The following is a 25,022-nucleotide window of genomic DNA, read 5'->3' as shown; positions in this document are numbered from 1 at the left end:
CAAGTTATCCTAAGAATGAAGTTATTCGGGGGTGAAGCACTTGATTAAAATTGATCATGTGACCAAGTCTTTTAAGAATAAGAAGGGTATCTTTGACCTTAGCCTTGAAGTCGATGCCGGACAAGTGATGGGTTTTATCGGACCGAATGGGGCGGGAAAATCGACCACTATCCGCCATCTGATGGGATTTTTAAAGGCAGACTCGGGGTCTTTGACTATTAATGGTTATGATTGCTGGCAGGAAGCAGACCGGGTCAAGGATAAGCTGGGTTACTTGCCTGGAGAAATTGTCTTTCCCAGTGGCTTATCAGCCCAAGATTTCCTGGCTATGCAGGGGAAGATCCACCATGACCCAAATCCCAGCCGGGCTCAAAGTCTAATCGAGCGTTTCCATTTAAACATGGACATTCCTATCCCCAAGATGTCCAAGGGGATGAAGCAGAAACTGGCCCTGGTGGCTTGCTTTATGTGTGATCCTGACATTATTATCTTGGATGAACCCAGTACGGGCCTAGATCCCCTCATGCAGGAAGAATTGATCCAGCTCTTAAAGGAGGAAAAGGCCAAGGGGAAAACCATCTTTCTCTCTTCCCATGTCTTGGAGGAGGTTGAGCGGATTGCGGATGACATTTGTATCATCAAAGCGGGAAGAATCGTTAAAGAACTCTCAATCGCAGAACTCCATGCGGAAATGCAAGACTTTTTGCTAGTGAAGTTGGGCGATAAGGAAGGCCTTAGTCCCAACCTAAGTGGGGTCGAGGACTTAGGAAATCAGACTTACCGGCTGGCTCTTTTGGGCGATTGCAATCACCTAGTCCGCGAATTAGCCCAACACGACATTCTTGCTTTGGATTGTGAAAAGGTGACTTTACGCGAGATTTTTCAAAAATATTACGGGGAGGGCGAATAAGATGCCTGTAAAAGTGATCTGTCAAACTGCCTTAAAAATGAATCGAAGCTTTTTGACCCTGGTGACCCTATTAGTCTTCATTGCAGAAGTATCTCTGTTAGCGGTCTTTCCTTGGGTCAATAGTAATGCTGGCTATGCCTACATGCTCAAAGGCCTGCCTGACAACATGTTGATGGCCTTTGGCATGGAGGGGGATGTGACTAATGTCAACGACTATCTTTACATTAATTTCTATAATTCCATTGCCATTTACATTTTCATGATGGTGGTCATTGTTTTAGCGGTCCGCTTGACAGCTAAACTTCTGGGGGATACTTCCTTAGTCTATTTCCTCAATGCTTCGGTTTCGAGAAAGCAGTTCTTAATGAGCCAAATCCTAGTCTTTAAAGGGGTCTTATTTTTCCTGGCCTTAGTGGCCTTCCTTGGGGCTTTAGTTGGTAAAGTCTTTTTACCGGACCAAGTCTTTGACTTTTTTGACCTGGCGAAGATTAACGGGGAATTGCTGGCCCTCTTTATGTTGATAGGGTCCTTGTGCTTGTTACTGAGTGTGATCAGTGACAACAGTAACCAGGCCTTGGCCTATTCTACACCCCTGGTCTTGTATTTTTACCTGGCCGATGTTTTTCGGAAATTATCTAAGCAGCTGGATTGGCTGGATTATGCCACCTTATTTACTGTTTATGATCCGGATAAGATTTGTTCAAATACCCATTATTTTCTCATGTCGTCATTAGTGATGGTGGTGGCTAGTCTGGTGGTCGATTATGGAGCGGTGGTTTATTTTTCTAAACGGGACCTTTACCTCTAAGGGTAAGTCGTAGTGGAAGAGCTAATATTTCTTGAGCAAAGTCAAGCTTTTTTTGATACAATAAAAGAGACCGATGCAAATAAGTTTTTAAGCTCGTGACTGGGGTCTGGAGCGGTTGATTTTAGGCCAATTTCAAAGCTCAGCAATCGTCCAGGCAGACTTATTTGATACGCTAAGGACCGCTTTTCCTGATTGAGGGAAGAGCGCTTAACGGATACAGTAGAAAAGATAGCGAAGAGTTAATGATTAACTTGGAAGAAATGCGGGGATTAAGGAACGCATTCGTTCCTTTTTTCATTGCTAAGTTTTAGGAGGATTATCATGGGGAAGGTCATTGCCATTGCCAATCAAAAAGGCGGCGTCGGTAAAACGACAACAGCAGTCAATTTAGCTGCTGCACTGGCTTATTCAGACAAACAAGTGCTCTTAGTCGATAGTGATGCCCAGGGAAATGCCACCAGTGGTTTAGGCATCTCTAAGGCGGAAGTCGAACGGGATATTTATGACGTTTTAGTCAATGATGTGGATATGGCGACTACCATCCAGCAATCATCGCGGGAAAACCTGGTCCTGGTCCCAGCCACCATCCAATTAGCGGGAGCGGAAGTGGAACTCACTAACCTCCCCCACCGGGAAGCCCGGATGAAGCAGGCCATTGATGGGGTCAAGGAAAATTACGACTATGTCATTATCGATTGCCCACCATCCTTGGGCCACTTGACCATTAATGCCTTTACCGCGGCGGATGCGATCTTGATTCCGGTACAGAGTGAATACTATGCCCTGGAAGGCTTGAGCCAGTTGCTTAATACCATTCAATTGGTCCAAAAACATTTTAACCCCCACTTGAAGATTGAAGGGGTCTTGATGACCATGTTCGACTCACGGACCAACCTGGCCAACGAAGTGGTGGAAGAAGTTCGCAAATACTTTGGTGACAAGGTCTATAACACCTTGATCCCGCGTAATGTGCGTTTGTCGGAAGCGCCCTCCTATGGCCAATCGATTATTGATTACGATATGAGTTCCAAAGGGGCGCAAGTCTACCTACAACTGGCAAAGGAAGTGCTCGCAAATGACCAATAAGAAAAATCGCGGCTTGGGTAAGGGGATTGGGGCCCTCTTTCCCGGAGACTCCTTCGATAATGAAGCCACCGACCTGACTCAACAGGCTCAAGCCATCGACCAAGAAGCCCAAGAGGCCGAAGCGAGTGAGAGCGGCCCAGGAGAAAGTCACAAAGACCAGGTCCAAGAGATTCCTCTTGATGAGATTCGTCCCAACCCCTACCAACCACGGACCGAATTTGACCCCAGCGCCCTGCAAGAATTAGCTGATTCCATTGAAGAACAAGGGCTCTTACAACCCATTACCCTGAGAAAGTCAGCCATTAAGGGCTATGAAATTATTGCCGGGGAACGCCGCTTCCGGGCCATGAAACTAGCGGGTTATGATACGATTCCAGCCCTAGTCCGGGAAATGACCGACGCTCAAATGATCGAGACCGCCATCATTGAAAACCTGCAACGTGAAGATCTGACGCCCCTAGAAGAGGCTCAGGCCTACCGCAACTTAATGGATGAACTCGACCTGACCCAGGCTGAAGCCGCCAAACGTCTCGGCAAGAGCCGGTCCCACCTGGCCAATACCTTGAGACTCTTAGACTTAAATGAAGATGTCAAAGAGCTCCTCCAAAACCAAAAACTTTCCATGGGCCAAGCCCGGACCTTGTTAGGGTTGAAAAATAAGAAAGACCAAAGCCGCCTGGCCAAGAAAGTGGTTGATGAAGGGATAACCGTCCGCCACTTGGAGAAAATGGTTCAAAACCTTAACGAACCGGTCCAACCAGCTCCCAAAGTGGCCAATAATAAGGCCGAAAAGCCAACTTATTTACTCGAAGGAGAAGAGCACCTCATGGATAAGTTCGGCACCAATGTGCAGATTAAACCCAAGGGCCAAGCCGGCAAGATTGAAATTGAATACCTATCCCAAGAAGACCTCACCCGGATCTTGGATATTTTAGACATTCGTTTTGATGATTGAGGTGAAGAAGATGGCTGAAAAGAATTATGATTTAAATGATATTGTGGAAATGAAGAAGCCCCATCCGTGTAAGACCAATGCCTGGAAGTTGATCCGAATGGGGGCTGATATCCGCATGAAGTGCCAAGGCTGCGGTCAATCTGTCATGATGCCGCGTCGTGAATTTGAAAAGAAAATGAAAAAAGTCATTGGCCATGATGACCAAGGCAAGTAACCGCCAGTAGTATAGGCGCCAGCTGCTGCAGACGAAAAGCTGGCCCGCAACTAAGAACTGGCTAAGTGAAGATGATGAATTTTAAAGAGAAAGAGTGACCGAAAAACCATGCCTTTAACAGCAGGAATCGTGGGTTTGCCTAATGTGGGGAAATCTACCTTATTTAACGCCATAACCAAGTCCCAAGTGGAAGCCGCTAACTACCCATTTGCGACCATTGACCCTAATGTGGGGGTTGTGGAAGTGCCCGACCAACGTTTGTGGAAGCTTAGTGAAATCTACCAACCTAAAAAGACCATCCCAACTACCTTTGAATTTACCGATATTGCCGGGATTGTTAAGGGGGCCAGCAAGGGGGAAGGATTAGGCAACAAGTTCTTAGCTAACATCCGGGAAGTGGACGCCATCTGCCACGTGGTCCGTTGCTTTGATGACGGGAACATTACCCACGTCTCTGGCGGCATCAACCCCCAAGATGACATCGAAACCATTAACTTGGAATTAGTCCTAGCTGACTTGGAAAGTGTCAATAAGCGCTATGAAAAAGCGGTAAAAATGGCTAAGTCTAAAGACCACGATGCCGTGACCGAGGCCAACACCCTGAAGAAATTAAAGGAAGCCTTAGAAGCGGGGAAACCAGCCCGGACCGTTGACTTCAACGAAGAAGAAGAGGCGGTAGCTAAGCAATTATTCCTCTTAACCATGAAACCGGTCCTCTATGTGGCTAACGTCAGCGAAGATGATGCTAGTGATGGGGACAATGACTATGTCAAGCAAGTCCGCCAATTAGCCCAAGCAGAAGGGTCCGAAGTGGTGGTGGTTTCAGCTAAGTTAGAAGAAGACCTAGCCACCATGGATGAGGAAGACCGCGACATGTTCCTAGAAGACTTGGGCATGGACCAATCCGGCTTAGATGTCTTGATCCAACAAGCTTACAAGTTACTAGGACTAGCCACCTACTTTACGGCCGGGGAACAAGAAGTCCGGGCCTGGACCTTTAAGAAGGGCATGCATGCGCCTCAAGCAGCGGGGATTATTCACTCCGACTTTGAACGTGGTTTTATTCGTGCAGAAACCGTCCACTACGATGATTTGGTCGAATACGGCAGTATCCAAGCCTGCAAGGAAGCTGGCCGCTACCGTTCGGAAGGCAAGGACTATGAGGTCCAAGACGGCGACGTCATGCTCTTCCGCTTCAATGTTTAGGAGGTGGACGTCGTGTTCAATCAAGATAAAAAAACCGACCAAGCAGCCGAACGCCAGGCCCAACTCGACCAATATGAAGCCGAAAATAAGACCCTCTATCCTCAATTAACCAAGCGCAATAAGGAATTTGTCTTCCAATTTGAAAAGGCCATTAAAGATAAGGACTTACGCGGTCGGAATAAGACCGAAGTCCTCCATGAGATCTTAACCAGCTTGGTGGAGACTCAAGCGAGTGGCCAAACCGCCCAACAGCTCTACGGTCAACCCTACCAATACGCCGAAGAATTGGAAAAACAACCCACCGCTAAGGAATTAGCCCCTGCACCTTTCTGGATGCATTGGGTAGAAGGGGCCCTCTTTGTGGGCGGACTCTTCTCTATTATCGCTGGCTTGTCAGCCCTATTATCCAATAACCAAGCTAACTCAGCCACCGCCTTTGGGCCGGCTGCTTTGGTGGTTAACTTTGTCATGGGGGGCTTAGCGATGGCAGTCTTAAACCAATACAGTCCCGACATGAGTCAAGAAAAGGGCAAACGCGGCATTGGTCGCTATATCTTGCTCTCGGTTCTAGTGGTCGGCTTGTGGATGCTGATCTTGGTCGGCGCCCTAGCTATCTTACCTCCATCCTGGAACGGGGCCTTACCGCCTTTCGCATATCTCGCCATCGGTGCCCTAGCCTTCCTTGCCCGCTGGTGGTTCCAAGGACAATTTATGGGGAAGAATTAAAATAATAAAGAATTGAAAAAAGTGTTTCCGGAAAGCTGTAATTTAAGCTTTTGGGAAACACTTTTTTATTTAAGGATCAACCGGAGTTACGTAAACCGGTGGCGATTCCGTTAATGGTGGTATGGATGAGTTTTTCGTAGTCTTCATCCAGTTCATTATGACGGAGGCGTTTGATCAATTCAATTTGAATGTAGTTTAGGACATTGAAGTAAGGGAGACGATAGTCCAGGCTGGCCCGTAAGGAGGGGTTGGTAGCCAGGAATTCGTTATGGTTTTCAATGGCTAAGAGAATATCTTTGGTTAATTGCCATTCATCGCGAATGGTGGTAAAGACGGCGCGGACTTCTTCGCTTTCTGCCAATTGAGCGTATTGCTCGGCGATATTCATGTTGGACTTGGATAAAACCATGTCCACATTGGACAGTAAGGAATGGAAGAAGGGCCAGCTTTGGTACATAGCTTGGAGTTTTTCCAGGTTGCCTGCATCTTGGTCGATAAAGTGTTTGAAGGCGGAACCAACTCCATACCAGCCTGGGAACATGATCCGGGTTTGGGACCAGGAGAAGACCCAGGGGATCGCCCGAAGACCAGAGATTTCCGTGATGGTCTTACGAGCAGCCGGACGGGACCCGATATTTAAGCTGGATACTTCCTTAATTGGTGTGGCTTCAAAGAAATAGTCATAGAATTCCGGCGTATCAAAGACTAAGTGGCGGTAAACCCCGTTGGAATAGTGGACAATGTCATCCATGTCTTGGTAGAAGTCTTCCACGTCAGCCTTCTTATCAACGGAGCCCGGCACGATCCGACTAATGGCGGCCGACACTAACATTTCCAGGTTGTAGTAGGCCACATCTTGGTTACCGTATTTATTCTCAATAATTTCTCCTTGTTCGGTCAAACGGATCCGGTCCTTGATGGAGCCGAAAGGTTGGGAAGTGACCGCTTCATAGGAAGGGCCACCCCCACGACCCACGGTACCGCCCCGACCATGGATAAAGGTGATCTTAATCCCGTGGTCTTCACCGAGTTGGGTCAGTTCTTGTTGAACCTTGTAAAGGGTCCAAACGGAGGATAGGTAACCACCGTCCTTGTTACTGTCAGAGTAACCCAGCATGACTTCTTGGTAGCCATGGTTGGCTTTGATCCAGTTTTGAACCAGGTCATAGCTGAGAAATTCTTCCATAATTCCTTGGGCGTTTTCCAAGTCTTCGATGGTTTCAAAGAGGGGAACGATTTGGACCCGAGCTTGTTTAGGATCAACCAGGCCTACTTCCTTAAGCATAATGGCCAGTTCGAACATATCCGAGACACTCTCGGTGTGGGAGATAATATGTTGCTTGATCACTTGGTCGCCCAGTTGGTCTTTTAAGAAACGGGCGGTCTTAAAGATTTTCAGTTCTTTTTCCAAGAGCTCAGATTTTTCGCTATGGGCCGAAGATAGAGGTCTGGGGTCTTCCAGTAATTCTTTGAGGAGGACTTTAACTTTTTCTGGTTCCGAGAGCGAGGAATAGTCGTCGACGATCTTAGCTGACTTCAATAATTCCGCCACGCAGGCTTCATTGACACTGGAATCTTGACGCATATCGATAGTGGCTAGGTAAAAGCCAAAAATATCGATGGCTTCTACTAACTCATTGAAGTCCCCGGTTAAAAGAGCGTCTTCGCCATGGGCTAGTAGTGACTCCTTAATCACTAAGAGGTCAGCTTTAAAGGCTTCCGCATTTTGGTAGCTTGGGGTTGGGGCCTGGTCATCTCTTTTTAGGCCGTTTTTGACTTCGACTAAGTTCTGTTCGAGTTTAGCCTTGATATAGTGGAAAGCCCGGCGGTAAGGCTCATTCTCCCGGTAAATGGACTTGTCATTAGACTTGGCTGCCAAAGCTTCCATGGCGGGGCTAATGTCTACTAGGGTAGTGGACAGGGAGAAGTTGCGGTAGAGTTTATGGACCTTGTCAATGTAGTAATTGAGGATGACTTCGCTTTGGGTGGTGGCAGACAGAAGCAAGGTTTCGGCGGTAACGTAAGGGTTGCCGTCGCGGTCGCCCCCAATCCACATACCCATGGTGATGGGTTTGGCTTGGTCGAGCTCGATCCCCTTTTGAGCCGCTAAGTGGCGGTATTGCCGGCTCAACTTGGTGATGGCCCGGATTAAGGAATTGTTATAGTAGGCGGTCACATTGGTGATTTCATTACGGACGGTGAGTTTCTTTTCCCGGATAATGTCCGTCTGCATAATAATTTCAACATAGCGGCGCAAGTCGGTATACCATTTGTCGCGGTTAACTACGCCAGCTTTGACGTCATGGTACTTACGCAAGAGGTGGTGGATTTGATTGGTCAATTCCAGTATGGTCTTACGTTGGACTTGGGTCGGATGGGCCGTTAGGACGGGAACCACATTGACGTGTTCGAGAATTTCCTTGGCCTGGTCACTTTGGCTGACCCGGTCAATGGTTAAGGCGAGTTTACCCAGGTAGTCTTGGTCGGTATTGTTTTGATAGTTGATTTCATAGGCGAAATCGACATCTTCAGAAATATTAATTAGTAGCGGCAAAATCGAAAAATAGCGGGAAACAACCACCATTTCATCGTTACTGAGCTGGGCGACGACACTTTCCAGTTGCTTGTAGTCTTCTTTCATGGAGAGGTCAACCAAACCTTGGATCATTTCAAAGACTTGGTCCCCCACCATCTTATGGGTGGTGTCATCAAGGATTTCCTTTAAGACATGAACTTCTTCTTTGACCATGGATTGGGTGATATTGGCTTCCAACTTTTTGACTGGCACACTGTTCACTCCTTTATGGAACCGCACGTTCCTTATTTGTCCCTATGATACCACTTTTCCAGCTAATGAAACATGGGGATCGCCCCTTAGGAAACGCTTACTTTCTTTATTTTCTTAACTAGTCGATGAAATAATATTACGTAAATATTACAGAAGTTTGTCATAAAGCAAGCTTTGATCAGCTTTTCTTTACTTATAAAGTTAATGAAAACTTATAAAAACGCCTATAAATAAGGACTTTCACTACTTTTTCGGAAAATAGCATTAGAAAGTTTAAGGAATGGTTAATATTACAGAAATGTTACAATATGACTTTAACTCCTATTGAGGGCTTGTTATAATATAAGTGAAAAGAGAGCATGGTATGCCGTCTTTCCCTAAGGGAGGTTATTAAAATGAAAGCAAGAAATCAAAAAATGAATCAATATAATAAATGGATTAGCCTGGCATCACTGTCCTTATTGTCGTCGGCAGCTTTACAAGTGGCAGATGCACCAGAAGTCTTAGCAGAAGCTAATCCAGGTAGTGCATCCAGTGGCTGGGTTCAAGAAGGGCACAGTTTCAAAACTCTTGATGAAGCGATGACCTATGGGAACCAACACGCAGATTGGTCCAAGTATAAACAATACCGGGTCAATTACGCCGGCCCTAATCGCTTTGTCCTTAAATGGGAATTGAAGAATCCTCAAGCGAGTGGTCAAAACACTGAAACGACAAGCTCAGTCAAAACAAACAGTGAAAAACCTGTAGCGACCAACAAAGCGGTTGAAAAACCAGCTGTCAGTGGCCCCTATACCGTCCAATCCGGCGATTCTCTCTGGAGAATCAGTCGCAAGCATGGCGTAAGTATCCAAGACCTCATGACTTGGAACAAGTTAGGCGCTAACTACATGTTACATCCAGGTGACAAGTTAGTGGTTCAAGCACCTGACAAGACAGAAGTTCCAACAAGAAAACTAAGTACTGAAAAACCAAGTGAAGCCGCAAAACCTGCTGAAAGCACAACTCCTAGCGCTTCCTACACAGTTCAATCCGGCGATTCTCTCTGGAGAATCAGTAACAAGTACGGGGTAAGTATCCAAGACTTGATGTCCTGGAATAAATTAGGCGCTAACTACATGCTCCACCCTGGCGACAAATTAGTTGTCAAGGCAGAAACTTCAACAACAAAACCAAGCAGCGAAGTTATTCAAGAAAGTGAAAAACCAGCTAAAGCGGACACGACTAGAGTAGAAGATGGTTGGCAAAAAGAAGACCAAACTTTTAAGACTGTTGAAGAAGCCATGGCCTTTGGTCATCAACATGCTGACTGGTCTAAATACAAACAATATCGGGTCGACTATGTTGGTAACGGCCGCTATGTTCTAAAATGGGAATTAAGAAAGTCAGATGCAAGTCCTGAAGCTAATGAACAAAAGTCAGAAAAACCCGCTGAAAACACAACCTCAAGTGCATCCTACACGGTCCAATCGGGCGATTCGCTCTGGAGAATTAGTAACAAGTATGGGGTAAGTATCCAAGACTTAATGTCCTGGAATAAACTAGGCGCTAATTACATGTTGCATCCAGGAGATAAGTTAGTGGTCAAAGCGCCTGCCAAAGCAGTAGCTTCCACAGAGACCCCCGCTGAAACTTCAAAACCAGCCGAAAATACAACTTCAAGCGCGTCTTACACCGTCCAATCCGGGGACTCTCTCTGGCGGATTAGCCATAAATATGGGGTAAGCATCCAAGACCTGATGACTTGGAACAAGCTAGGCGCTAACTATATGCTTCACCCAGGAGACAAGCTAGTGGTCAAAACGCCTGCCAAAGCAGAAACTTCCACAGAGAAACCAGCCCAAGCGGTTAAAGTCAATACCAATCATGGCTTTGTCCGTGAACCTCGTCGTTTTAGCTCCATCCAAGCAGCCCTGAACTACGGAAATAGCGTCTTCAATTGGCGCAAGTACAAGAAGTTCTATGTCAATTATGCCGGACCTAATAGCTATACCTTAGACTGGGAATTAAGATAAAATAGACGTTAAAAAAGCCTTCAAGTCAATACTGTAGTGACCCCCAAAAGTTGGACTAAGAATTCAACTTTTGGGGGTTATTTTTATGTCTAAATATTCATTAGAATTTAAACTGAATTTAGTAGGAGACTATATTGCGAAAAAAGGAAGTTATCGAACCTTAGCTAATAAAGCAGGAATAGATCCTTCTATTTTACGAAGGTGGGTTAATAACTATTATGAATTTGGTGTAGATGGTTTAAAGAAAAGGCGGACTCAACAGGTTTATACTGTTGAATTCAAATTAAATGCGATAGAATTGTATGAAAGTACGGAAATGAGTTATCGCGAATTGGCCAATTCATTAAACATGAATAATCCAAGTCTAATCGCTAATTGGCGAAGAGCTTATCATGAAAGAGGACTTGATGGCCTTTCCGCGAGGAAAGGAAGGCCACCTAAAGTGTCTAAAAAGAAATCACAAATCAATCAAATAAAGGATAGCAGCGAAACCAATCAGTTAAGTGAAGCAAAAATAAAGGAACTTGAACAACGGATTACGGATTTAGAAATTGAGAACAAATTTTTAAAAGGATTGAGGAGACGTGTGGCTCAAAGAGTCAAGCGAGAAAAGAAGAAATAGTGACCGAAATCACACGTCTCCATGATGAAAAATATGCTTTAAAAGATATTCTTAGCGTTTTAAAGTTTCCTAAATCGACCTACTTTTATTGGAAAAATAAAGATGAGGAAATTGATAAGGATGCCGATTTAAAAGAGGAAATGAAAGACATCAGAGAAACCCATAAGGATTATGGTTATCGAAGAATGCGAGCTGAACTGCTTTCCCGTGGTTATAAGGTCAGTAAAAACAAAGTTCAACGCCTAATGAAAATTATGGGGATACAGGTCACTAGCTATACTAGAAAGACAAGAAAATATAATTCCTACAAAGGAACGATTGGAGAGATAGCGCCAAATCGTATCAACCGGCGGTTTGATTCGACCATTCCTTATCAAAAAATAACAACAGACACAACAGAATTTAAATACTACTATGCCGATGATTCTGGGAATTATCAAACTGGAAAACTCTATTTAGATCCTTACATGGATCTATTTAATCGAGAAATTATTTCTTTTAAGATAACACATCAGCCTAATGGACAAAGCATGTTGGAGGGGCTACAAGCTGCCATTGAAGCAAGTAAATTATGTCCATACAGAAGAACCTTTCATTCTGATCAGGGCTGGGCCTATCAAATGAAAAGTTACACCCGGCTCTTGAAGGATCACCGAATTTTTCAAAGTATGTCTCGTAAAGGAAATTGCTTAGATAATTCGCCAATGGAGAATTTCTTTAGTCTACTAAAACAAGAAGTCTACTATGGTCGGACTTATCATTCCTTTGAAGAATTAGCACAAGCGATTGAAGATTTTATAATCTATTACAATGGTGAAAGAATCAAAGAAAAATTAGATTTTAGGAGTCCTATAGAATTTCGTCTTCATCACGCTTCTTTCGCCGCTTAATGATTACACATAAACTTTAAACTTATCAAGAGCCGCTACGCTCTTCCTCTTGACAAGTTTAAATTTCTGAGTAAATGTGTCGGCAAGAAATAAGCAAGAACTGTAAGCAACAAAAAAGAGCTGGCCAAAGGCCAACTCACTATATATAAAGTCCAACTTATTGGGGTCACCATATACTTGAGGGCTTTTACTATGGATAAAATAAATTTTAAGACTTATTCATCGCCTCCCTTGTTACGGAAGCCTTTCATGAAGTGGCGGACTCTCGGGATGGCATAGGTCATCATTTGGTAGAGGCCAGGGATGAGGACATAGTCAAATTCACCGATTTTATCGGAAACCTTGGTCCCCCACATGCGCTTGAAGACCCAAAGTCCCCGGTAAGGCGAGTCTTCATCCGGATCCACGCTGACCCCACCAAAGTCATAGGTAGTGGCGCCTTTATCACGAGCAAAACGCATGAGGTCGTATTGGAGTTGGTAGTTGGGGCTGAGCTTGCGGTAGTGGTTGGAAGAGGCCGCATAGAGATAGTAGGCCTTCTTACCGCAGAAGCAGAGAATGGCTGCTGATAGGGGTAGACCGTTGGGGTGGTCTTTGCGCAAGTCGTCCGCGTCCGCAATTAATTTTTCTTGCTTGGCTTGCCGGGTGGCTAGTTCCTTTAATTGGTTGTCTTTCTTCTTACTATCACGGCGGGCTTCCACCTTTTCCCGGTCTTTTGCGATTAGGGCCAGTTCCTGGCGGGCTTCTGCTTCCATCTTGTCAGGCATTAACTTAATCATAAAGTAATATAAATGGCCTTGGGGATGGAGGTTGTCGTAGAGGGCTTCAAAGTAGGAAATATCCCGGGTAGCAAAACCGTCCCGTTCCCCGGTTTCCTCCATCAAACGGTGGAAGACATCCAATTCTTCCCGGCTACCTTCAAAGACTTCTAGCCCCGACTTCATGGCCTTACGAACCAGGTTTCTGGTCTTGGCTTCGTAGGAATTCAAGAGGTCCTCGTCCGATTGGTCGATGGGCGTGTACATGGTTTGGCGGGGTTGGATATACTGTTCGCTCATCCCATCTTTAAATCCGGTATGGCGAAAGCCCAGGGTTTCTAAGAGTTTTAAGGTCTCTTCATTGCCTTGGCGTTCTAAGTCTGGGTCGATCTTAAGGTAGACGGCGTGTTCTTCTTTAGCGGCCTTGACTGCGGCTTGGGTGATGGCTGCTACGGCATCGTGGTTGTCATAGTCGACCACAAAGCCCCGGGAGGCATAGGCAAAGGTCAGGGGCGTGCCTTTAATTTTCTTAAATTGAATGTTAGCGACAGCTTGGACTTGGCCGGCTTCATCCGCCACGGCAACATTTTTGGAGTACCAACCGGTAAATTCCTTGGCCTTGGCCCAGTCGGTCAGCTGCAATAAGTCCCCATTTTGATTGTTTTCAACGAAGTGGTTGTGGTCCGCATCACTTAATTGGACGCTATGGTATTGAGTCATTTATTTTCAAATCCTCTCGCAAGTTTTACTACTCCCTTAATCTTACCACGGCTTTGATTTTTTTGAAAAGTTGACCCCGATTTTAAGGAAAGTTTTAGGCCAAATCGTCTTATTTTCCCTGCTGGGCTAAATGATGGCTGTTGTTCGCCTGACTTTTAGCCAGGTCGCGGTAGAAGTTGAGCCAGATTTGCGCCACCCGGTCCTCACTGTAGTAGTGGGAGGCCGCTTGAGCCTTGTCCTGGTAGGTTTTGAGACTTTGGGGGTCTTGAGCCAGTTGAACAATCTTTTCGCCCATGGCGGCTCGGTCAGCACAAGGAATATAGTAGCCCCCTAAAATATCCTGGTAGAGGTCCAAGTCGCGCAGCATAACCGGAGTTTGGCAGGCAAAGGCCTCGAGAATACTCATGGGAAAGAGCTCGCTGTAACTGGGCAGGAGGAAGAGGTCGGCCAGGTTATAATACTTGACCATGTCAGATCGGTCCACCACCCCAGTAAAGTGGACATTGGCTGGCAGGTGTTTGAGGGCTTCCTGGTAGCGATCATGGTCATCACTCAACTTCCCAAAAGTAAAACCACCCACCCAGTAAAAGCAAATCTCTGGATGGTCGACGCCTAACTGGATAAAGTCATCGATCCCCTTACGACCCTGGATTTGTCCCACGCCTAAAACGACAAAGTCATTGGGACTGAGACCTAGTCCTTGGCGGAAACTAGCTTTTTCTTTCTTACTTTGTGGGTAGAAAGTATCGGTTGAGACAAAGTTGGGGATATAGGAGAGTTTCTTGGGGTCAAAGTGGTAGTCTTGGACCAACTTATCAATAAAAACGGGGTTTACCACCACCAAATGGTCCATTCGCCGGTAAAAAGTGATCAGATAATGGTCGAAGAGGATCTGGATAGGGCCGGGTAAGTGGATAGACCCCTGTAAGGTCTCAGGGAGAAAATGGACATAGCCCAAGCGGACCCCGCGGCGCCTTTTAAAGAAGGTGGACAAAAAGAAAGGAAAGTTAACCGTGTGGTAGTGGGAGATGTCAGTGACTTTGAGGCTATTATAAGTCAGTTTCAAGTCTTTAGGATAGTGTTTGACTAGGGTATTGACCAGCTCCCGGTAGGCCGACCCTACCCCTTGACCGGCTTTACTTTCGGCTTTTGAGAACATATTAATAGTTAAAGGCTGCATAGAAAATCCTTTCTAAGGCTGGTGGGGCTAGGGACTTAGAGACCCAATAGCTGGCCGATCCAGCTGGACAAGTAGAGGAGGCCGTAAGTATAGATAAATAAGGTAAAGGGTTTTCCTAGAGATAAGAAGAGGAAGAACCGTTTAAAGGACATGTTGGAGAGGCCGGCTAAGAGGCAGAGGGCATCGGCCGGGGAGACCGGAAAGAACATGCCAAAGATAAAGACCCGGTCAAAGGCCTTGGTGTTGAGATAGTGGATATACTTATTGTAGGACTTGGGGCCAATGAGGGCCATGACTAGGTGGCGGCCGTAACGCCGGGCCAGCCAGAAATCAATTACACTGCCGATCATAATCCCGATAAAGTTTAAAAGAAAGCCGTACCAGACCCCAAAAATGGCGGCCCCAGCCGGACAGGTCAAGCCTCCGGGAATAACGGGGATAACAGTTTGGATAATCTGAATCAGGATAAAGAGCCAGGGGGCCCAGCCTCCAAAGCCACGCAAAAAGGCCTCCAGATTTTCCTGGGAAGAGAAGAGTCCCCTTTGATAAGCGGCGTAAATCAGCCAGATAGTTAGGATAACCCCTAAGATCCCAACCAGGTTAAAGACCTGGTTAGCCAGCCGGGCCCTTTGGATGGATTGGTTTTCCCGGGCTAGGTCCTGGTGCTGACCTAGCTTTGGACTAGTAGTCGCCTGGTCTGCCTCTTGATGACTTTCCTGTTTGTCAGCTTTTCTTTCCTGGAAGTGGGCTTTTTTAGGACAAGTCGCTTGGGGTGAAACCGAATTCGGGTGAAAATCCTTGGAAGTGGACATGGCGATGACCTCGCTTTCAGAGTGTCTAGAGGAAAATTCAGGTCGTGAAGGCTGTTTTAACAGCCCCATTAAATCCATTATACGGTAAGGAGAATTGAATTAATATATAAAAAAACTAAGGATTTATTAAAGAAATAAGGGCAAAAGTGTCCAAATTGCTTTGAATTTAAGCTTTTCTTAAGCAGATTTTAAGACGAATGAGATTATTGCTGGGCGGATCTTTGGTAGAATAGGTACAAAACCAGAAAACTTTCACCGAGCAGGTTTAGAAGCGTGTAAGTGGACCAGCTCTGATTAAGAAAGTTTGTATGTATAAAGAGAGGCTAGGATGTTTGTCTCAGTCTCACAAAAAAACAGAGGAGGGATCCTTGTGAAATTATTGATCGTTGATGACGACAAGGAAATTGTTGAATTATTAACTATTTATTCCAGCAATGAAGGCTATGATGTGATCCAAGCCTATGATGGGGATGAAGCCCTAAAACGGATCAGTGAAAACCCGGATATTGCCTTAATTATCTTAGATATTATGATGCCCGGTAAGGACGGCTTGACCGTGGTTAAAGAATTACGGAGCCGGGAAGTGGACGTGCCCATTCTCCTATTGAGTGCTAAATCAGCCGACATGGATAAGATTTCTGGCTTAACTACTGGGGCGGATGACTATGTGACCAAGCCCTTCAACCCTTTAGAAGTGATGGCCCGGGTCAAATCACTCTTACGCCGGTCAGGAGCCAGTGACCAAGGCAGCGGGGACACCATTGAGATTGGACCTTTGATCATCCATAAGAACTCCCATGAAGTCAAAACCATTGACGGGGAAGATATTCAGTTGACCGCCCTAGAATTTGGCATCTTATACCTCCTGGCTTCCCATCCCAATGAGGTTTTCTCAGCTGACGAGATTTTCGAACGGGTCTGGCAACAAGAATCGGTCGTTTCCGCTAAGACGGTTATGGTCCACGTTAGCCACCTCCGCGACAAAATCGAAACCGCAACCGGCGGCGACAAAGTCATCTCCACAGTCTGGGGCGTCGGCTACAAAATCAGTGAGTGACAAAGAGTGCGACAAGCACTACAAGGAGTAAGACCATTGGAAGAAGTACGCAGAAAATCCTCAAAGAGGATTTGCAAGGACTTCTGAAATGGACGCTTGCTCCGTGCTTGGAGCAGGTTTGAAAAGGATGAGAGGAAGGAACAGTGAGGGAGATTCCTTGGAAGAAAAGCTGATAAGACCAGCAGACTGGTCGTTCAACTTTTCTGAAAGGACATCCCCTCACCCTTCCGAACTCAACTAAAGTGCGACAGTCACACAAAAACATTAATACGAGTTTAGAGTAGCGTCCTTACGCTACTTTTTGCCCTGCCTATTCACCGAGGAAAGAAGGAAAAAGAGCCCATGCCCGCTAAAAGACGCTTACGTATTTTTACGGAATTACTGTTTGAAACCATCGCCGTGACAGCCCTACTGGTGATCGGTTATTTTGGGATGGTCTTTGTTTTTATTACCCTGACCGACTACTTTATGCCGCTTGTTGCTCAGGAAAATCCCTATTGGTTACTCTTCTTTCCCCGCTTTCAACGCTATTTTGTCCTTGGTTTTACCGCCTTTTACTTGATGGCAGGCTTGATGATTTTGATTTGGCGGGTCTACCGGCGTAACCGGACCATTCAATTGGGGTTTATCTTAGATGAGCTCCACTATATCTCCAAGGGAAATTACAACCATAAAATCTCCACTAAGCATATGAACAGTATGGAACCCGTAGTTTCTTCCATTAACCGCCTGGTCGATTCAACGGTTAAGGCCATGGAGGAAGAGCGGCGGATTGAAGAATCAAAAGACGAACTGATCGCCAATATGAGCCACGACATCCGCACCCCCCTGACCTCGGTGATTGGTTACTTGGGATTGATTGAAAACAAGCAAATTGATGACCCCGACAAGATCCAAGAATATGTCCACATCGCCTATGACAAGGCTCTGCAGATGCAAAAGATGGTGGAGGACCTCTTCGAGTACACCAAGATTCAAAATATCAATACTAAGATCAATACCCAAAAGACCAATGTGGTCCGCCTCTTAGAACAATTAAGTGCCGAGTTTGAGCTCCAAGCCGATGAAGTGGGCCGGCGGATTGAAGTGGATAGCTCGGGTCAAGAGGATATTTGGGTAGAAATTGACCCCGAAACCATTGTCCGCCTCTTCTCCAACTTGATCACTAACGCCATTAAATACGGAGGCGAAGGGGACTATATTCTCCTCAGAGTCATTCCACAAAAAGACACTACCCGCTTTGAAGTGATTGATGATGGCAATGAAATCTCTAAGGCCGCTTTGGAGAATTTATTCCAACGCTTTTACCGGGTTGACCCTTCGCGGACGACTAAGGGTAGCGGGTTAGGCCTTGCCATTGCTCAAACCATTGTCAACTTGCACCACGGCAAGATTTGGGCCGAATCTGACCATGGGCAAACCCGCTTTATTTTCGTCCTACCCAACCAACAACCCCTTGATCAAAAGAAGGAGGCTGATAAGCATGAAGTCAGTGACTAAGAAGCTAGCCAGCAGTGTGGCTGGGGCAATCCTGGCTTTGGTCTTTTTCGCCAGTCCAGTCCTGGCTAGTGGCGAGACGGTGACTGATTTTTCCCAACAATTAAGCCAAAGCCAGCAATATGGCTTCAAGCATGCGATCGCGATTGACCAAGAATCAGGGCAAATTCTTTACCAGAAGGACGCCGATGACCTGCATGGGATTGCTTCCTTGACCAAATTACTGAGTCTCTATGTGATCTATGACCAGCTGGCCCAGGGCAAACTTAGTCTAGACGAAGCCGTCCCGGTCTCACCAGCCTTGGCCCAGCAGTCCCAAGTAGAGGGCCTATCCAATGTGCCGCTAGTAGCGGGTCCGGCGAATTATAGCGTGGACCAGTTGATTGATGCTGTCATCATTGCTTCGGCGAACTCAGCCACTGTGGCCCTAGCGGAAAAGGTGGCTGGCAGTGAAGATCACTTTATCGATCTCATGGCCCAAAAGTTAGACCAACTGGGCGTTGATGATTATAACTTGGTCTCCGCTTCCGGTTTACGTGGGGAATTGCGGGCGGATGCTAGACCAGGCCAATTCGCTGAAAGTGAGGAAAACCGAGTCTCAGCTAAAAGTCTGGCCCTAGTCGTCCAAAGATTGCTCAAAGACTATCCCGATATTCAAAGTCGGGCCCAAGTGAAAGAAAAAGTCTTCCAAGTGGCCCCTGACTGGCAGGTGACTATGACCAATAGTAACCAACTCCTGCCGGGAATGACCTATGGACGGCAGGATATTACTGGATTAAAGACCGGGACCGAACTGGGCGCGGGCTATTGTTTGGTAGCTACTAGTTTTATTAATCAACGACCAGTTATCCTAGTGACATTGGGAGCGGAAAGTAATGAAGACCGCTTTCTGGAAACTTCTCGTTTGTTGTCCGATCTCCAAAACAATTTGGATTGGGTAGTCTTGATTCCCCAAGGCGCCCTCTATAATAATGGTGAAGAAGTGGAGATTTACGGCGGTAATAAGGCAACAACGCAATTGCAATACGGCAATACCGTGGCTTGCTTTGTCCCCCATAATTACACCATTAGTGACAGCCCTGAAGCCGACTTTACCGAACCGGCTTCCTATTCTATGAATGGGAACTTGGAAGTCAATGCCCCTCTGGAGGAAGGGGAGGCAGTCAATACGGAAATCCTCCATATCCCCTTTGTGGACAGCGTGGACGGCCAATTAGCCTTGGCTACGGATTTGATGCCAACGGAAAATGTTAAGCGGGTCAGTCCTTTCGTTCAAATTACCCGCAAGGTCCATGAAAGCATGCAGTTCATCAGCGACTGGTTGAATGCCAAGATTGCGGAATATAGTTATTAAAAATAAATGATATGAAGAAAGCCCCTCAGGTGGAACTTATTTATGTAGTGACCCCCAAAAGTTGAATTATTAGTCCAACTTTTGGGAGTCACTACATCCACTGAGGGGCTTTTTGACTTGGTGACCCTAGTCCTTTTTCTTTTTCAGTTGTTGGTTAATTTGATTGATTTTATGACGGTTATAGAAGTAGTAGCAGACCCAAATAGCAAAGAAGATCAGGGCAAATTGAAGAATTGCTCCTACTAGAATAGGTACTTCTAAGGGCATCCAGTGGTTGATGATATTCATCAGGAGAAAGGCTAAGAGAGAAACGGTGAAATGTATGGAGACCTTGGCTAAGAGGGGCCAAGAGCTGTATTCATAGATGGCTGAGCTGCCCCCGATCACTGCGCCGAAGAACATAACTGAGGCCAGCATGGCGGTATAGGTCCAATCTTGGGTGTAAATAGCGCCCATAATGGCCCAGATAATGATAGCTAGGGAGACACTTTGGGAGATCGCGTTGACAATGTTTTTCATGGTGAATACTCCTTTCAAATACCTAAGCGGTTCTTGAGCTGACTGACGAAACGGCGGGAGACATTGACCTGTTGACCGGTAGAGAGGTAGGCATACATATTCCCAGAAAAGGCCAGCTCCAAGCGCTCGATGGCTTGGATACGGACCAAGGCGTACTTAGAAATACGAATGAAGTCCTGGCTGTTTAACTTGTCAGCTAAAGATGAGAGACTTTGCCGGGTCTGATAGTTGCCCTTACTAGTAGTGATGGTCACAACTCCCTGGTTAACTTCCAGGTAAATAATTTCCTTGGTGCGGACGATAAAATACTGGTCGTCGACTTTAAGGGCGATATCTTCCTGACTCTGGTTCAAGCAGGGACTAATTTGCTGGGCGAGGATTTGAGCTTGGGGCTCGCTTTGGGCGTGGATAGCGATATAGTTTTCTTTCAGTTGGGGATCAATGACTTCTTGAATTTTGATCTTACTGTCATCCATAAACTCACTACCTTTCTAGGAATAATGAAGGGCTTAGCCGGCCTTTTCTTCACTGTTAGTATAGCAAATTGCTGAAATAACAGGGAGTTTTCTCGCTAAGCGGTGGGAAAATAGGTCTATGCGGTAAGGAGTGTGGATTTAAATAAAAAACGACTGTGATTTGGGGTCACAGTCGTAAAATTGATTATTTGGCTAATTCTTCATAGCTCTTTTTATTGTCTTCAAGTAAGTCCTCAGATAGGCTCATGATCTCGTCATCGCTAGGGGTGGAGGTATCAGAATGCTTAGGAAAGTTTGAATGGATATTTATCATACTACCTCCCTTTAAAGATTATAAAATACAAAGAATCTGAATTTTTATTCATCTAAGTCTATTAAGAAAAATTCGTTATACCAAATCTTATCTTTAGCGACATGACTATTTTTATTGGATAGTTGTGTGGATTGGTTATTAGAATGGTGAGTCCAATAGCTTATTAAAGCAATAAATCTTCCTGCTTTCAAGGGAAGGACACAAAGTATGTATAAGAAAAAATAAAAGTAAAAGTCTTGAGCAACAGGGTTGTTATTTTCAAGAATAAAGCTTCCCTTCTCTAAGGAGGCAAGCAAATAAGGAATCACTAATAATGAAAATAGGCTTAATTCTAACTTACTAAATTTATAAGAAGCATGGTCGATTATTTTAATCGAGGTAGAGTCTTTGAAAAATATTTCTTTAATAATAAAAATTAAACAAATAGAGATAAGACATGTTAAAGTGAAACCTAATAGAATAATTATATCTTTCGGAAAAGAAGAGGTAAGTACGTATAAAAGAGAGGCAAGTAATGAAAATAATATTACAGCCTTATATAAAAATGATCTATTGCAGATTACTTTAAAGTTTATATTATGAGGTATAAAGCGATCACTCTGTAATCTAATTAGATAAAAATAAATGGTATAAGTCATTGAAATAGAGAAAAATGTAAAAAGCACAGTAGTAGAAAAATTAATATCTGTTTCATATTTGCTGGCAATAATCGCATACGGTAAAAGTATAAACATTAAGGCAGTACTTTCTATAATAGTTATTATTAATCGAACAGTAACTCCAAATTCTTTTCTATCTTTGTCGTTCATTAGGAAGTACACTCCTTTAAATATATTTTGTTTTAGCTAAATGCTAATAATTATAGCTAAAAGTTTACCAATTTAAAGATAAGAATTGAAGGACTATAAAAAAAGGCTCCGCTTAGATACGGAACCTTTTTCATATTCTAATAGTCAAATAGTTAAGATTAGATGGGGATAATTTTGACTATTTACTAAATCGTTACCTTATCCACCACTAAGGCGCCTTGGACCCAGACCTTACGGATGTTTTCTGGGGTGACTAGGTAAATGATGCGCTCAAAGATTTCCCGAGGGTCATTGAAGACGCCAAAGTCAGGGAGAATGTTATTGGCGACTTTAGTGTCGATTAGTTGCAGGTCACAGGCTTGGCCACTTTCGATACTGCCTAGTGGGAGGTCGAGCGACTCGCCGCCACCCTTGGTAGCCAGATAGAAGGCTTCCACTAAGGAGATCCGGCTGTCCTTGACCCCACGTGCTTCAGGGCCAACTTGGGTATCGACGCCGTCTTCTAGGATTCGTGAAGAGACCACGGCTTGGCGGATATTTTCATAGAGGCTAGACGAGAAGCCGCCGGAAATGTCTGTCCCTAAGCCGATGTTGACGCCTTGAGCTTTCAAGCGTTTAACCGGGAGGACTGCATTAGCGAAATAGGCATTGGAATAAGGACAGTGGCCGATCCCCGTCCCAGTTTCTTGGAAGATCTTCCCATCAGCTTCATTAAGGAAGTTGCAGTGAGCCATCACTGACTTAGGACCTAAGAGACCGAAGTCGCGTAAGACCTCAGTGTCGCGTTTGCCATGGAAGCGTTCCATAACAAAGTCGTGCTCCCATTGGCCTTCCGAGCAGTGGGATTGGACATGAGCATTGTATTTTTGAGCTAAGGCGCCTAGACCGGCTAGAGCCTCATCGGTACAGCTCGGGACAAAGCGCGGGGTAACCACCGGATAGACCCCTTGCTTATAGTCTTTTCCTAAGTCGCGAACTTTTTGGATAAAGGTCTCGGTGTCTTTGAGAGCTTGGTCAGTGGAAGCGTCCCGGTAGAAGTCCGGGTTGGCTTCGGGATCATCCATAACCACCTTACCCACTAAACCGCGTTGGCCGGCTTGGGCACAGATTTTGGCCAATTCATAGGAGGATTCTAGGTGAGCGGAGGCAAAATAGAGCCCAGTTGTGGTACCGCGAGCCAGTAACTGTTGGACCAGGTCAGTATAGACCGAACGGGCGAAATCCAGATCGGCGTACTTGGCCTCTAAGGGGAAGGTGCACTCATCCAACCAGACATTGAGGGGTTCATCTAAGGCAATCCCGGCTTGAGGCCATTGGGGTGCGTGAATATGTAGGTCCACCAGGCCAGGCAGGAAGTATTGGCCGGCTTCTAAGCGGACAAAGTCAGTAGACTCTTGGGCTTGCTTGACGGCTTCAACGTAGCTAGGGTCCTCTTGGCGGTAAACTTGGTCGATCTTACCGTTATCATCCACCGCGATCAGGGCTTGGGGGACATAGTCTAATTGGCCGTAAACAGGGGTGTGGAAGAGGTCACCTTGGAAATACTGGGTCATCGATTGAATATCCTTTCTATTCTGCCACTTATCACTTGAGGCAATAAGCGAATATTGATAGTGTTCAGAGTGATGATTATTCATAAAATTAATGATTTTTAGTGGTTAAATTGTCAACCAACAGTTTCATTCTAACAAAAAGCGAATATAAATCAAGCTAAATTTAAAATCGTCCGGAAAATACCAGCGTTAGGGACTTTTCCTAAGACACCTGTAAAAAATCACCCAATTTTAGCCTCCAGCCAGGTTTGGACTTTTATGGGTTGTTTTTTATCGAATCGTGCTATTCAGTTGATTTTACAAAGTGATCACTTTTTGCTAATATTATTAGAATGCCATGATAAGAAAATGAAATGGAGGTGGGAAAAGATGGCAAGAGTACTTGAAAAAAGGAAAATTGGCCTCGTTCCCCGAATATTATTAGCAATTATTTTAGGAATTATTGTTGGACAGTTAAGTTTGGCACCGGAGTGGTTCTTTAGGCTCTGTGTCACCTTTACCGGTATTTTTTCTAGCTTCTTAAGCTTTGTGATTCCCTTTATGATTATTGGTTTCGTGGTCCAAGGGATTGCTGACCTGGGGCAAGGAGCGGGTAAGTTACTCGGGATTACGGTCTTGACCTCGTATTTATCGACTATCGTCGGCGGCTTTTTGGCCTATTTGATAGCTAGTCAGCTCTTTCCCTTTTTTATCAGTGAAAGCCTGGTCGAGCGCTTAATCCAAACGGCACCTAGTCTGGAACCGCTTTTTGTTATTCCTATTGAACCTTTCTTTGATGTGACGGGGGCGATTATATTTGCCTTTATGATGGGACTGGGAATCTACTGGCTCCGCCAACACGGTCGTGGCCAAGTGCTTTATGAAGGTTTTAGCGACTTTGGTGGGATTATCAGCCAGGTCCTGGCAAAAATTGTGGTGCCTCTCTTACCCATCCATATCTTCTGTAATATCAGTAACCTCTCCTATAGTGGCTCGGTCTTTGCCATTATTTCAGTCTTTTGGAAGGTCTTTATCTGTGTCATTCTCTTACAGCTTCTCTATGTGGGCTTCCTATTTATTCTTTTTGGGACCTACGCGGGCAAGAATCCCTGGCAGCTGATGAAGAACCAAATCCCGGCTTATATGACCGCTATTGGGACCCAATCCTCCGCCGCAACTATTCCTGTCAACTTGAAGTCAGCGGCTAAAAATGAAGTTTCCCAAGACATTGCGAACTTTGTCGTGCCTCTCTGTGCCACCATTCATTTGACTGGGTCTATGATTACCATTACGGCCAATGCCACGGCCCTCCTATTAATTTACGGTATGCCCCACAATCTTACTACTATTTTAGCCTTTATCTTGACGCTGGGGGTCTGCATGGTGGCTGCACCTGGGACTCCGGGAGGGGCCATAATGTCAGCCCTACCTTTCTTACCGATGATAGGGATAATTGACCCAGGCATGCAACAAATCATGATCTCCCTCCACTTGACCCAGGATTCCTTTGGGACGGCCGCCAATATTTCGGGAGACAACGCCATTGCTGTCTTTATTGACAAGATTTACCATAATTACATTAATAAAAGCGAGAAGGAAAGCTCAGACTTGGCTTAGGCAAAAGCCATTTGACAAGGCGGGCTTTTCTTCTTAAAATAGACTTAGCTTTGGAGTTTTACTCCAGTAAAGTCTTGGATGACTTTATATATAGAACAAGTGATGCTTGTGACTAGTAGCTTAGGAAACTTTTTAGCGAGTCCATGGTGGGTGAGAAT

The 25,022-nt window shown here is 45.3% G+C and carries 22 protein-coding genes and 1 other annotated feature (1 of these 23 running past the window's edge); of the genes, 13 read left to right on the top strand and 9 right to left on the bottom strand.

Annotated elements, in window-relative coordinates:
- The first annotated feature begins 40 nt into the window (after positions 1-40).
- The 7 genes from DBT49_RS09490 to DBT49_RS09460 all read left to right on the top strand — a co-directional run bounded on the left by DBT49_RS09490 (position 41) and on the right by DBT49_RS09460 (position 5,905).
- A complete protein-coding gene (locus DBT49_RS09490) occupies positions 41-910 on the top strand; it encodes an ABC transporter ATP-binding protein (protein WP_041706891.1) in 870 nt (289 codons plus the stop codon).
- Between the two features lies 1 nt (position 911).
- A complete protein-coding gene (locus DBT49_RS09485) occupies positions 912-1,718 on the top strand; it encodes a hypothetical protein (protein WP_111872438.1) in 807 nt (268 codons plus the stop codon).
- Between the two features lie 321 nt (positions 1,719-2,039).
- Positions 2,040-2,804: a ParA family protein gene (locus DBT49_RS09480; RefSeq protein ID WP_013669632.1), complete on the top strand. Its 765-nt coding sequence runs from the start codon at positions 2,040-2,042 to the stop codon at positions 2,802-2,804.
- On the top strand, positions 2,794-3,759 hold the full coding sequence (locus DBT49_RS09475) for a ParB/RepB/Spo0J family partition protein (protein ID WP_013668691.1): 966 nt from the start codon (positions 2,794-2,796) through the stop codon (positions 3,757-3,759). Before DBT49_RS09480 ends, DBT49_RS09475 begins: the two co-directional genes overlap by 11 nt.
- Positions 3,760-3,769: 10 nt before the next feature.
- Positions 3,770-3,973 carry a DUF951 domain-containing protein gene (locus DBT49_RS09470; protein ID WP_013668998.1) on the top strand — a complete coding sequence of 68 codons (204 nt, stop codon included), beginning with the start codon at positions 3,770-3,772 and terminating at the stop codon, positions 3,971-3,973.
- Between the two features lie 108 nt (positions 3,974-4,081).
- Positions 4,082-5,179, top strand: coding sequence for a redox-regulated ATPase YchF (gene ychF / locus DBT49_RS09465; RefSeq protein ID WP_013669818.1), 1,098 nt, complete (start codon positions 4,082-4,084; stop codon positions 5,177-5,179).
- Between the two features lie 12 nt (positions 5,180-5,191).
- A complete protein-coding gene (locus tag DBT49_RS09460) occupies positions 5,192-5,905 on the top strand; it encodes a DUF1129 domain-containing protein (protein WP_013669241.1) in 714 nt (237 codons plus the stop codon).
- Between the two features lie 76 nt (positions 5,906-5,981).
- On the opposite strand, the gene ppc is transcribed toward DBT49_RS09460, so the two are convergent.
- On the bottom strand, positions 5,982-8,693 hold the full coding sequence (ppc, locus tag DBT49_RS09455) for a phosphoenolpyruvate carboxylase (RefSeq protein ID WP_013669937.1): 2,712 nt from the start codon (positions 8,691-8,693) through the stop codon (positions 5,982-5,984).
- A 395-nt stretch (positions 8,694-9,088) separates the two neighbouring features.
- On the opposite strand from ppc, the gene DBT49_RS09450 reads away from it, so the two are divergent.
- Positions 9,089-10,708: a LysM peptidoglycan-binding domain-containing protein gene (locus DBT49_RS09450; protein WP_181565451.1), complete on the top strand. Its 1,620-nt coding sequence runs from the start codon at positions 9,089-9,091 to the stop codon at positions 10,706-10,708.
- Between the two features lie 85 nt (positions 10,709-10,793).
- A protein-coding gene (locus tag DBT49_RS09445; protein ID WP_101560582.1) for an IS3 family transposase occupies positions 10,794-12,220 on the top strand; the annotation gives its coding sequence in 2 pieces (ribosomal slippage) (positions 10,794-11,304 and positions 11,304-12,220; 1,428 coding nt in all).
- A 215-nt stretch (positions 12,221-12,435) separates the two neighbouring features.
- Here the strand turns inward: DBT49_RS09445 and DBT49_RS09440 are convergent.
- The 3 genes from DBT49_RS09440 to DBT49_RS09430 all read right to left on the bottom strand — a co-directional run bounded on the left by DBT49_RS09440 (position 12,436) and on the right by DBT49_RS09430 (position 15,690).
- The gene (locus DBT49_RS09440; protein ID WP_013669557.1) at positions 12,436-13,698 is read right to left on the bottom strand and encodes a lipid II:glycine glycyltransferase FemX; all 1,263 of its coding nucleotides are present in this window, start codon (positions 13,696-13,698) and stop codon (positions 12,436-12,438) included.
- A 109-nt stretch (positions 13,699-13,807) separates the two neighbouring features.
- Complete coding sequence (locus DBT49_RS09435) at positions 13,808-14,878, bottom strand: glycosyltransferase family 4 protein (protein ID WP_013669288.1); 1,071 nt, start codon at positions 14,876-14,878, stop codon at positions 13,808-13,810.
- 35 nt (positions 14,879-14,913) lie between these two features.
- Positions 14,914-15,690, bottom strand: a complete 777-nt coding sequence (locus DBT49_RS09430; protein WP_081456582.1) for a TVP38/TMEM64 family protein — start codon at positions 15,688-15,690, stop codon at positions 14,914-14,916.
- Positions 15,691-16,060: 370 nt separating this feature from the next.
- Here DBT49_RS09430 and DBT49_RS09425 point away from each other — a divergent pair, with 370 nt between their 5' ends.
- The 3 genes from DBT49_RS09425 to DBT49_RS09415 all read left to right on the top strand — a co-directional run bounded on the left by DBT49_RS09425 (position 16,061) and on the right by DBT49_RS09415 (position 19,598).
- Complete coding sequence (locus DBT49_RS09425; protein ID WP_013668933.1) at positions 16,061-16,747, top strand: response regulator transcription factor; 687 nt, start codon at positions 16,061-16,063, stop codon at positions 16,745-16,747.
- Between the two features lie 342 nt (positions 16,748-17,089).
- Complete coding sequence (locus DBT49_RS09420) at positions 17,090-18,247, top strand: sensor histidine kinase (protein ID WP_013670072.1); 1,158 nt, start codon at positions 17,090-17,092, stop codon at positions 18,245-18,247.
- Positions 18,231-19,598: a serine hydrolase gene (locus DBT49_RS09415; RefSeq protein WP_013669154.1), complete on the top strand. Its 1,368-nt coding sequence runs from the start codon at positions 18,231-18,233 to the stop codon at positions 19,596-19,598. Before DBT49_RS09420 ends, DBT49_RS09415 begins: the two co-directional genes overlap by 17 nt.
- 126 nt (positions 19,599-19,724) lie before the next feature.
- Here the strand turns inward: DBT49_RS09415 and DBT49_RS09410 are convergent, their stop codons facing one another.
- The 5 genes from DBT49_RS09410 to guaD all read right to left on the bottom strand — a co-directional run bounded on the left by DBT49_RS09410 (position 19,725) and on the right by guaD (position 23,268).
- A complete protein-coding gene (locus tag DBT49_RS09410; RefSeq protein ID WP_013668566.1) occupies positions 19,725-20,117 on the bottom strand; it encodes a DUF3021 domain-containing protein in 393 nt (130 codons plus the stop codon).
- Between the two features lie 14 nt (positions 20,118-20,131).
- On the bottom strand, positions 20,132-20,593 hold the full coding sequence (locus DBT49_RS09405; RefSeq protein ID WP_013669690.1) for a LytTR family DNA-binding domain-containing protein: 462 nt from the start codon (positions 20,591-20,593) through the stop codon (positions 20,132-20,134).
- A 184-nt stretch (positions 20,594-20,777) separates the two neighbouring features.
- Complete coding sequence (locus tag DBT49_RS09400; protein WP_013668550.1) at positions 20,778-20,906, bottom strand: hypothetical protein; 129 nt, start codon at positions 20,904-20,906, stop codon at positions 20,778-20,780.
- A gap of 44 nt (positions 20,907-20,950) precedes the next feature.
- The gene (locus DBT49_RS09395; protein WP_013669574.1) at positions 20,951-21,715 is read right to left on the bottom strand and encodes a hypothetical protein; all 765 of its coding nucleotides are present in this window, start codon (positions 21,713-21,715) and stop codon (positions 20,951-20,953) included.
- A gap of 185 nt (positions 21,716-21,900) precedes the next feature.
- Complete coding sequence (gene guaD / locus DBT49_RS09390; RefSeq protein WP_013668840.1) at positions 21,901-23,268, bottom strand: guanine deaminase; 1,368 nt, start codon at positions 23,266-23,268, stop codon at positions 21,901-21,903.
- 369 nt (positions 23,269-23,637) lie between these two features.
- Between guaD and DBT49_RS09385 the strand changes: the two genes are divergently transcribed.
- On the top strand, positions 23,638-24,864 hold the full coding sequence (locus tag DBT49_RS09385; RefSeq protein ID WP_111872447.1) for a dicarboxylate/amino acid:cation symporter: 1,227 nt from the start codon (positions 23,638-23,640) through the stop codon (positions 24,862-24,864).
- Positions 24,865-24,957: 93 nt separating this feature from the next.
- Positions 24,958-25,022, top strand: a binding site (T-box leader); it runs 154 nt beyond the window's last position.

Origin of the sequence: Aerococcus mictus, from assembly GCF_003286595.3 — a bacterium.
Taxonomy (GTDB): domain Bacteria; phylum Bacillota; class Bacilli; order Lactobacillales; family Aerococcaceae; genus Aerococcus; species Aerococcus mictus.
Note: the sequence above shows the minus strand (reverse complement) of the source record. Positions and strands in the feature narration are given on the sequence as shown.

Bases quoted from the DNA above. Each gene is read 5' to 3' on its own strand.
- DBT49_RS09485 (WP_111872438.1), top strand. From the start codon at position 912: ATGCCTGTAAAAGTGATCTGTCAAACTGCCTTAAAAATGAATCGAAGC.
- DBT49_RS09480 (WP_013669632.1), top strand. From the start codon at position 2,040: ATGGGGAAGGTCATTGCCATTGCCAATCAAAAAGGCGGCGTCGGTAAA.
- DBT49_RS09475 (WP_013668691.1), top strand. From the start codon at position 2,794: ATGACCAATAAGAAAAATCGCGGCTTGGGTAAGGGGATTGGGGCCCTC.
- DBT49_RS09470 (WP_013668998.1), top strand. From the start codon at position 3,770: ATGGCTGAAAAGAATTATGATTTAAATGATATTGTGGAAATGAAGAAG.
- ychF (WP_013669818.1), top strand. From the start codon at position 4,082: ATGCCTTTAACAGCAGGAATCGTGGGTTTGCCTAATGTGGGGAAATCT.
- DBT49_RS09450 (WP_181565451.1), top strand. From the start codon at position 9,089: ATGAAAGCAAGAAATCAAAAAATGAATCAATATAATAAATGGATTAGC.
- DBT49_RS09440 (WP_013669557.1), bottom strand. From the start codon at position 13,698: ATGACTCAATACCATAGCGTCCAATTAAGTGATGCGGACCACAACCAC.
- DBT49_RS09435 (WP_013669288.1), bottom strand. From the start codon at position 14,878: ATGCAGCCTTTAACTATTAATATGTTCTCAAAAGCCGAAAGTAAAGCC.
- DBT49_RS09430 (WP_081456582.1), bottom strand. From the start codon at position 15,690: ATGTCCACTTCCAAGGATTTTCACCCGAATTCGGTTTCACCCCAAGCG.
- DBT49_RS09420 (WP_013670072.1), top strand. From the start codon at position 17,090: ATGCCCGCTAAAAGACGCTTACGTATTTTTACGGAATTACTGTTTGAA.
- DBT49_RS09415 (WP_013669154.1), top strand. From the start codon at position 18,231: ATGAAGTCAGTGACTAAGAAGCTAGCCAGCAGTGTGGCTGGGGCAATC.
- DBT49_RS09410 (WP_013668566.1), bottom strand. From the start codon at position 20,117: ATGAAAAACATTGTCAACGCGATCTCCCAAAGTGTCTCCCTAGCTATC.
- DBT49_RS09405 (WP_013669690.1), bottom strand. From the start codon at position 20,593: ATGGATGACAGTAAGATCAAAATTCAAGAAGTCATTGATCCCCAACTG.
- DBT49_RS09400 (WP_013668550.1), bottom strand. From the start codon at position 20,906: ATGATAAATATCCATTCAAACTTTCCTAAGCATTCTGATACCTCCACC.
- DBT49_RS09395 (WP_013669574.1), bottom strand. From the start codon at position 21,715: ATGAACGACAAAGATAGAAAAGAATTTGGAGTTACTGTTCGATTAATA.
- guaD (WP_013668840.1), bottom strand. From the start codon at position 23,268: ATGACCCAGTATTTCCAAGGTGACCTCTTCCACACCCCTGTTTACGGC.
- DBT49_RS09385 (WP_111872447.1), top strand. From the start codon at position 23,638: ATGGCAAGAGTACTTGAAAAAAGGAAAATTGGCCTCGTTCCCCGAATA.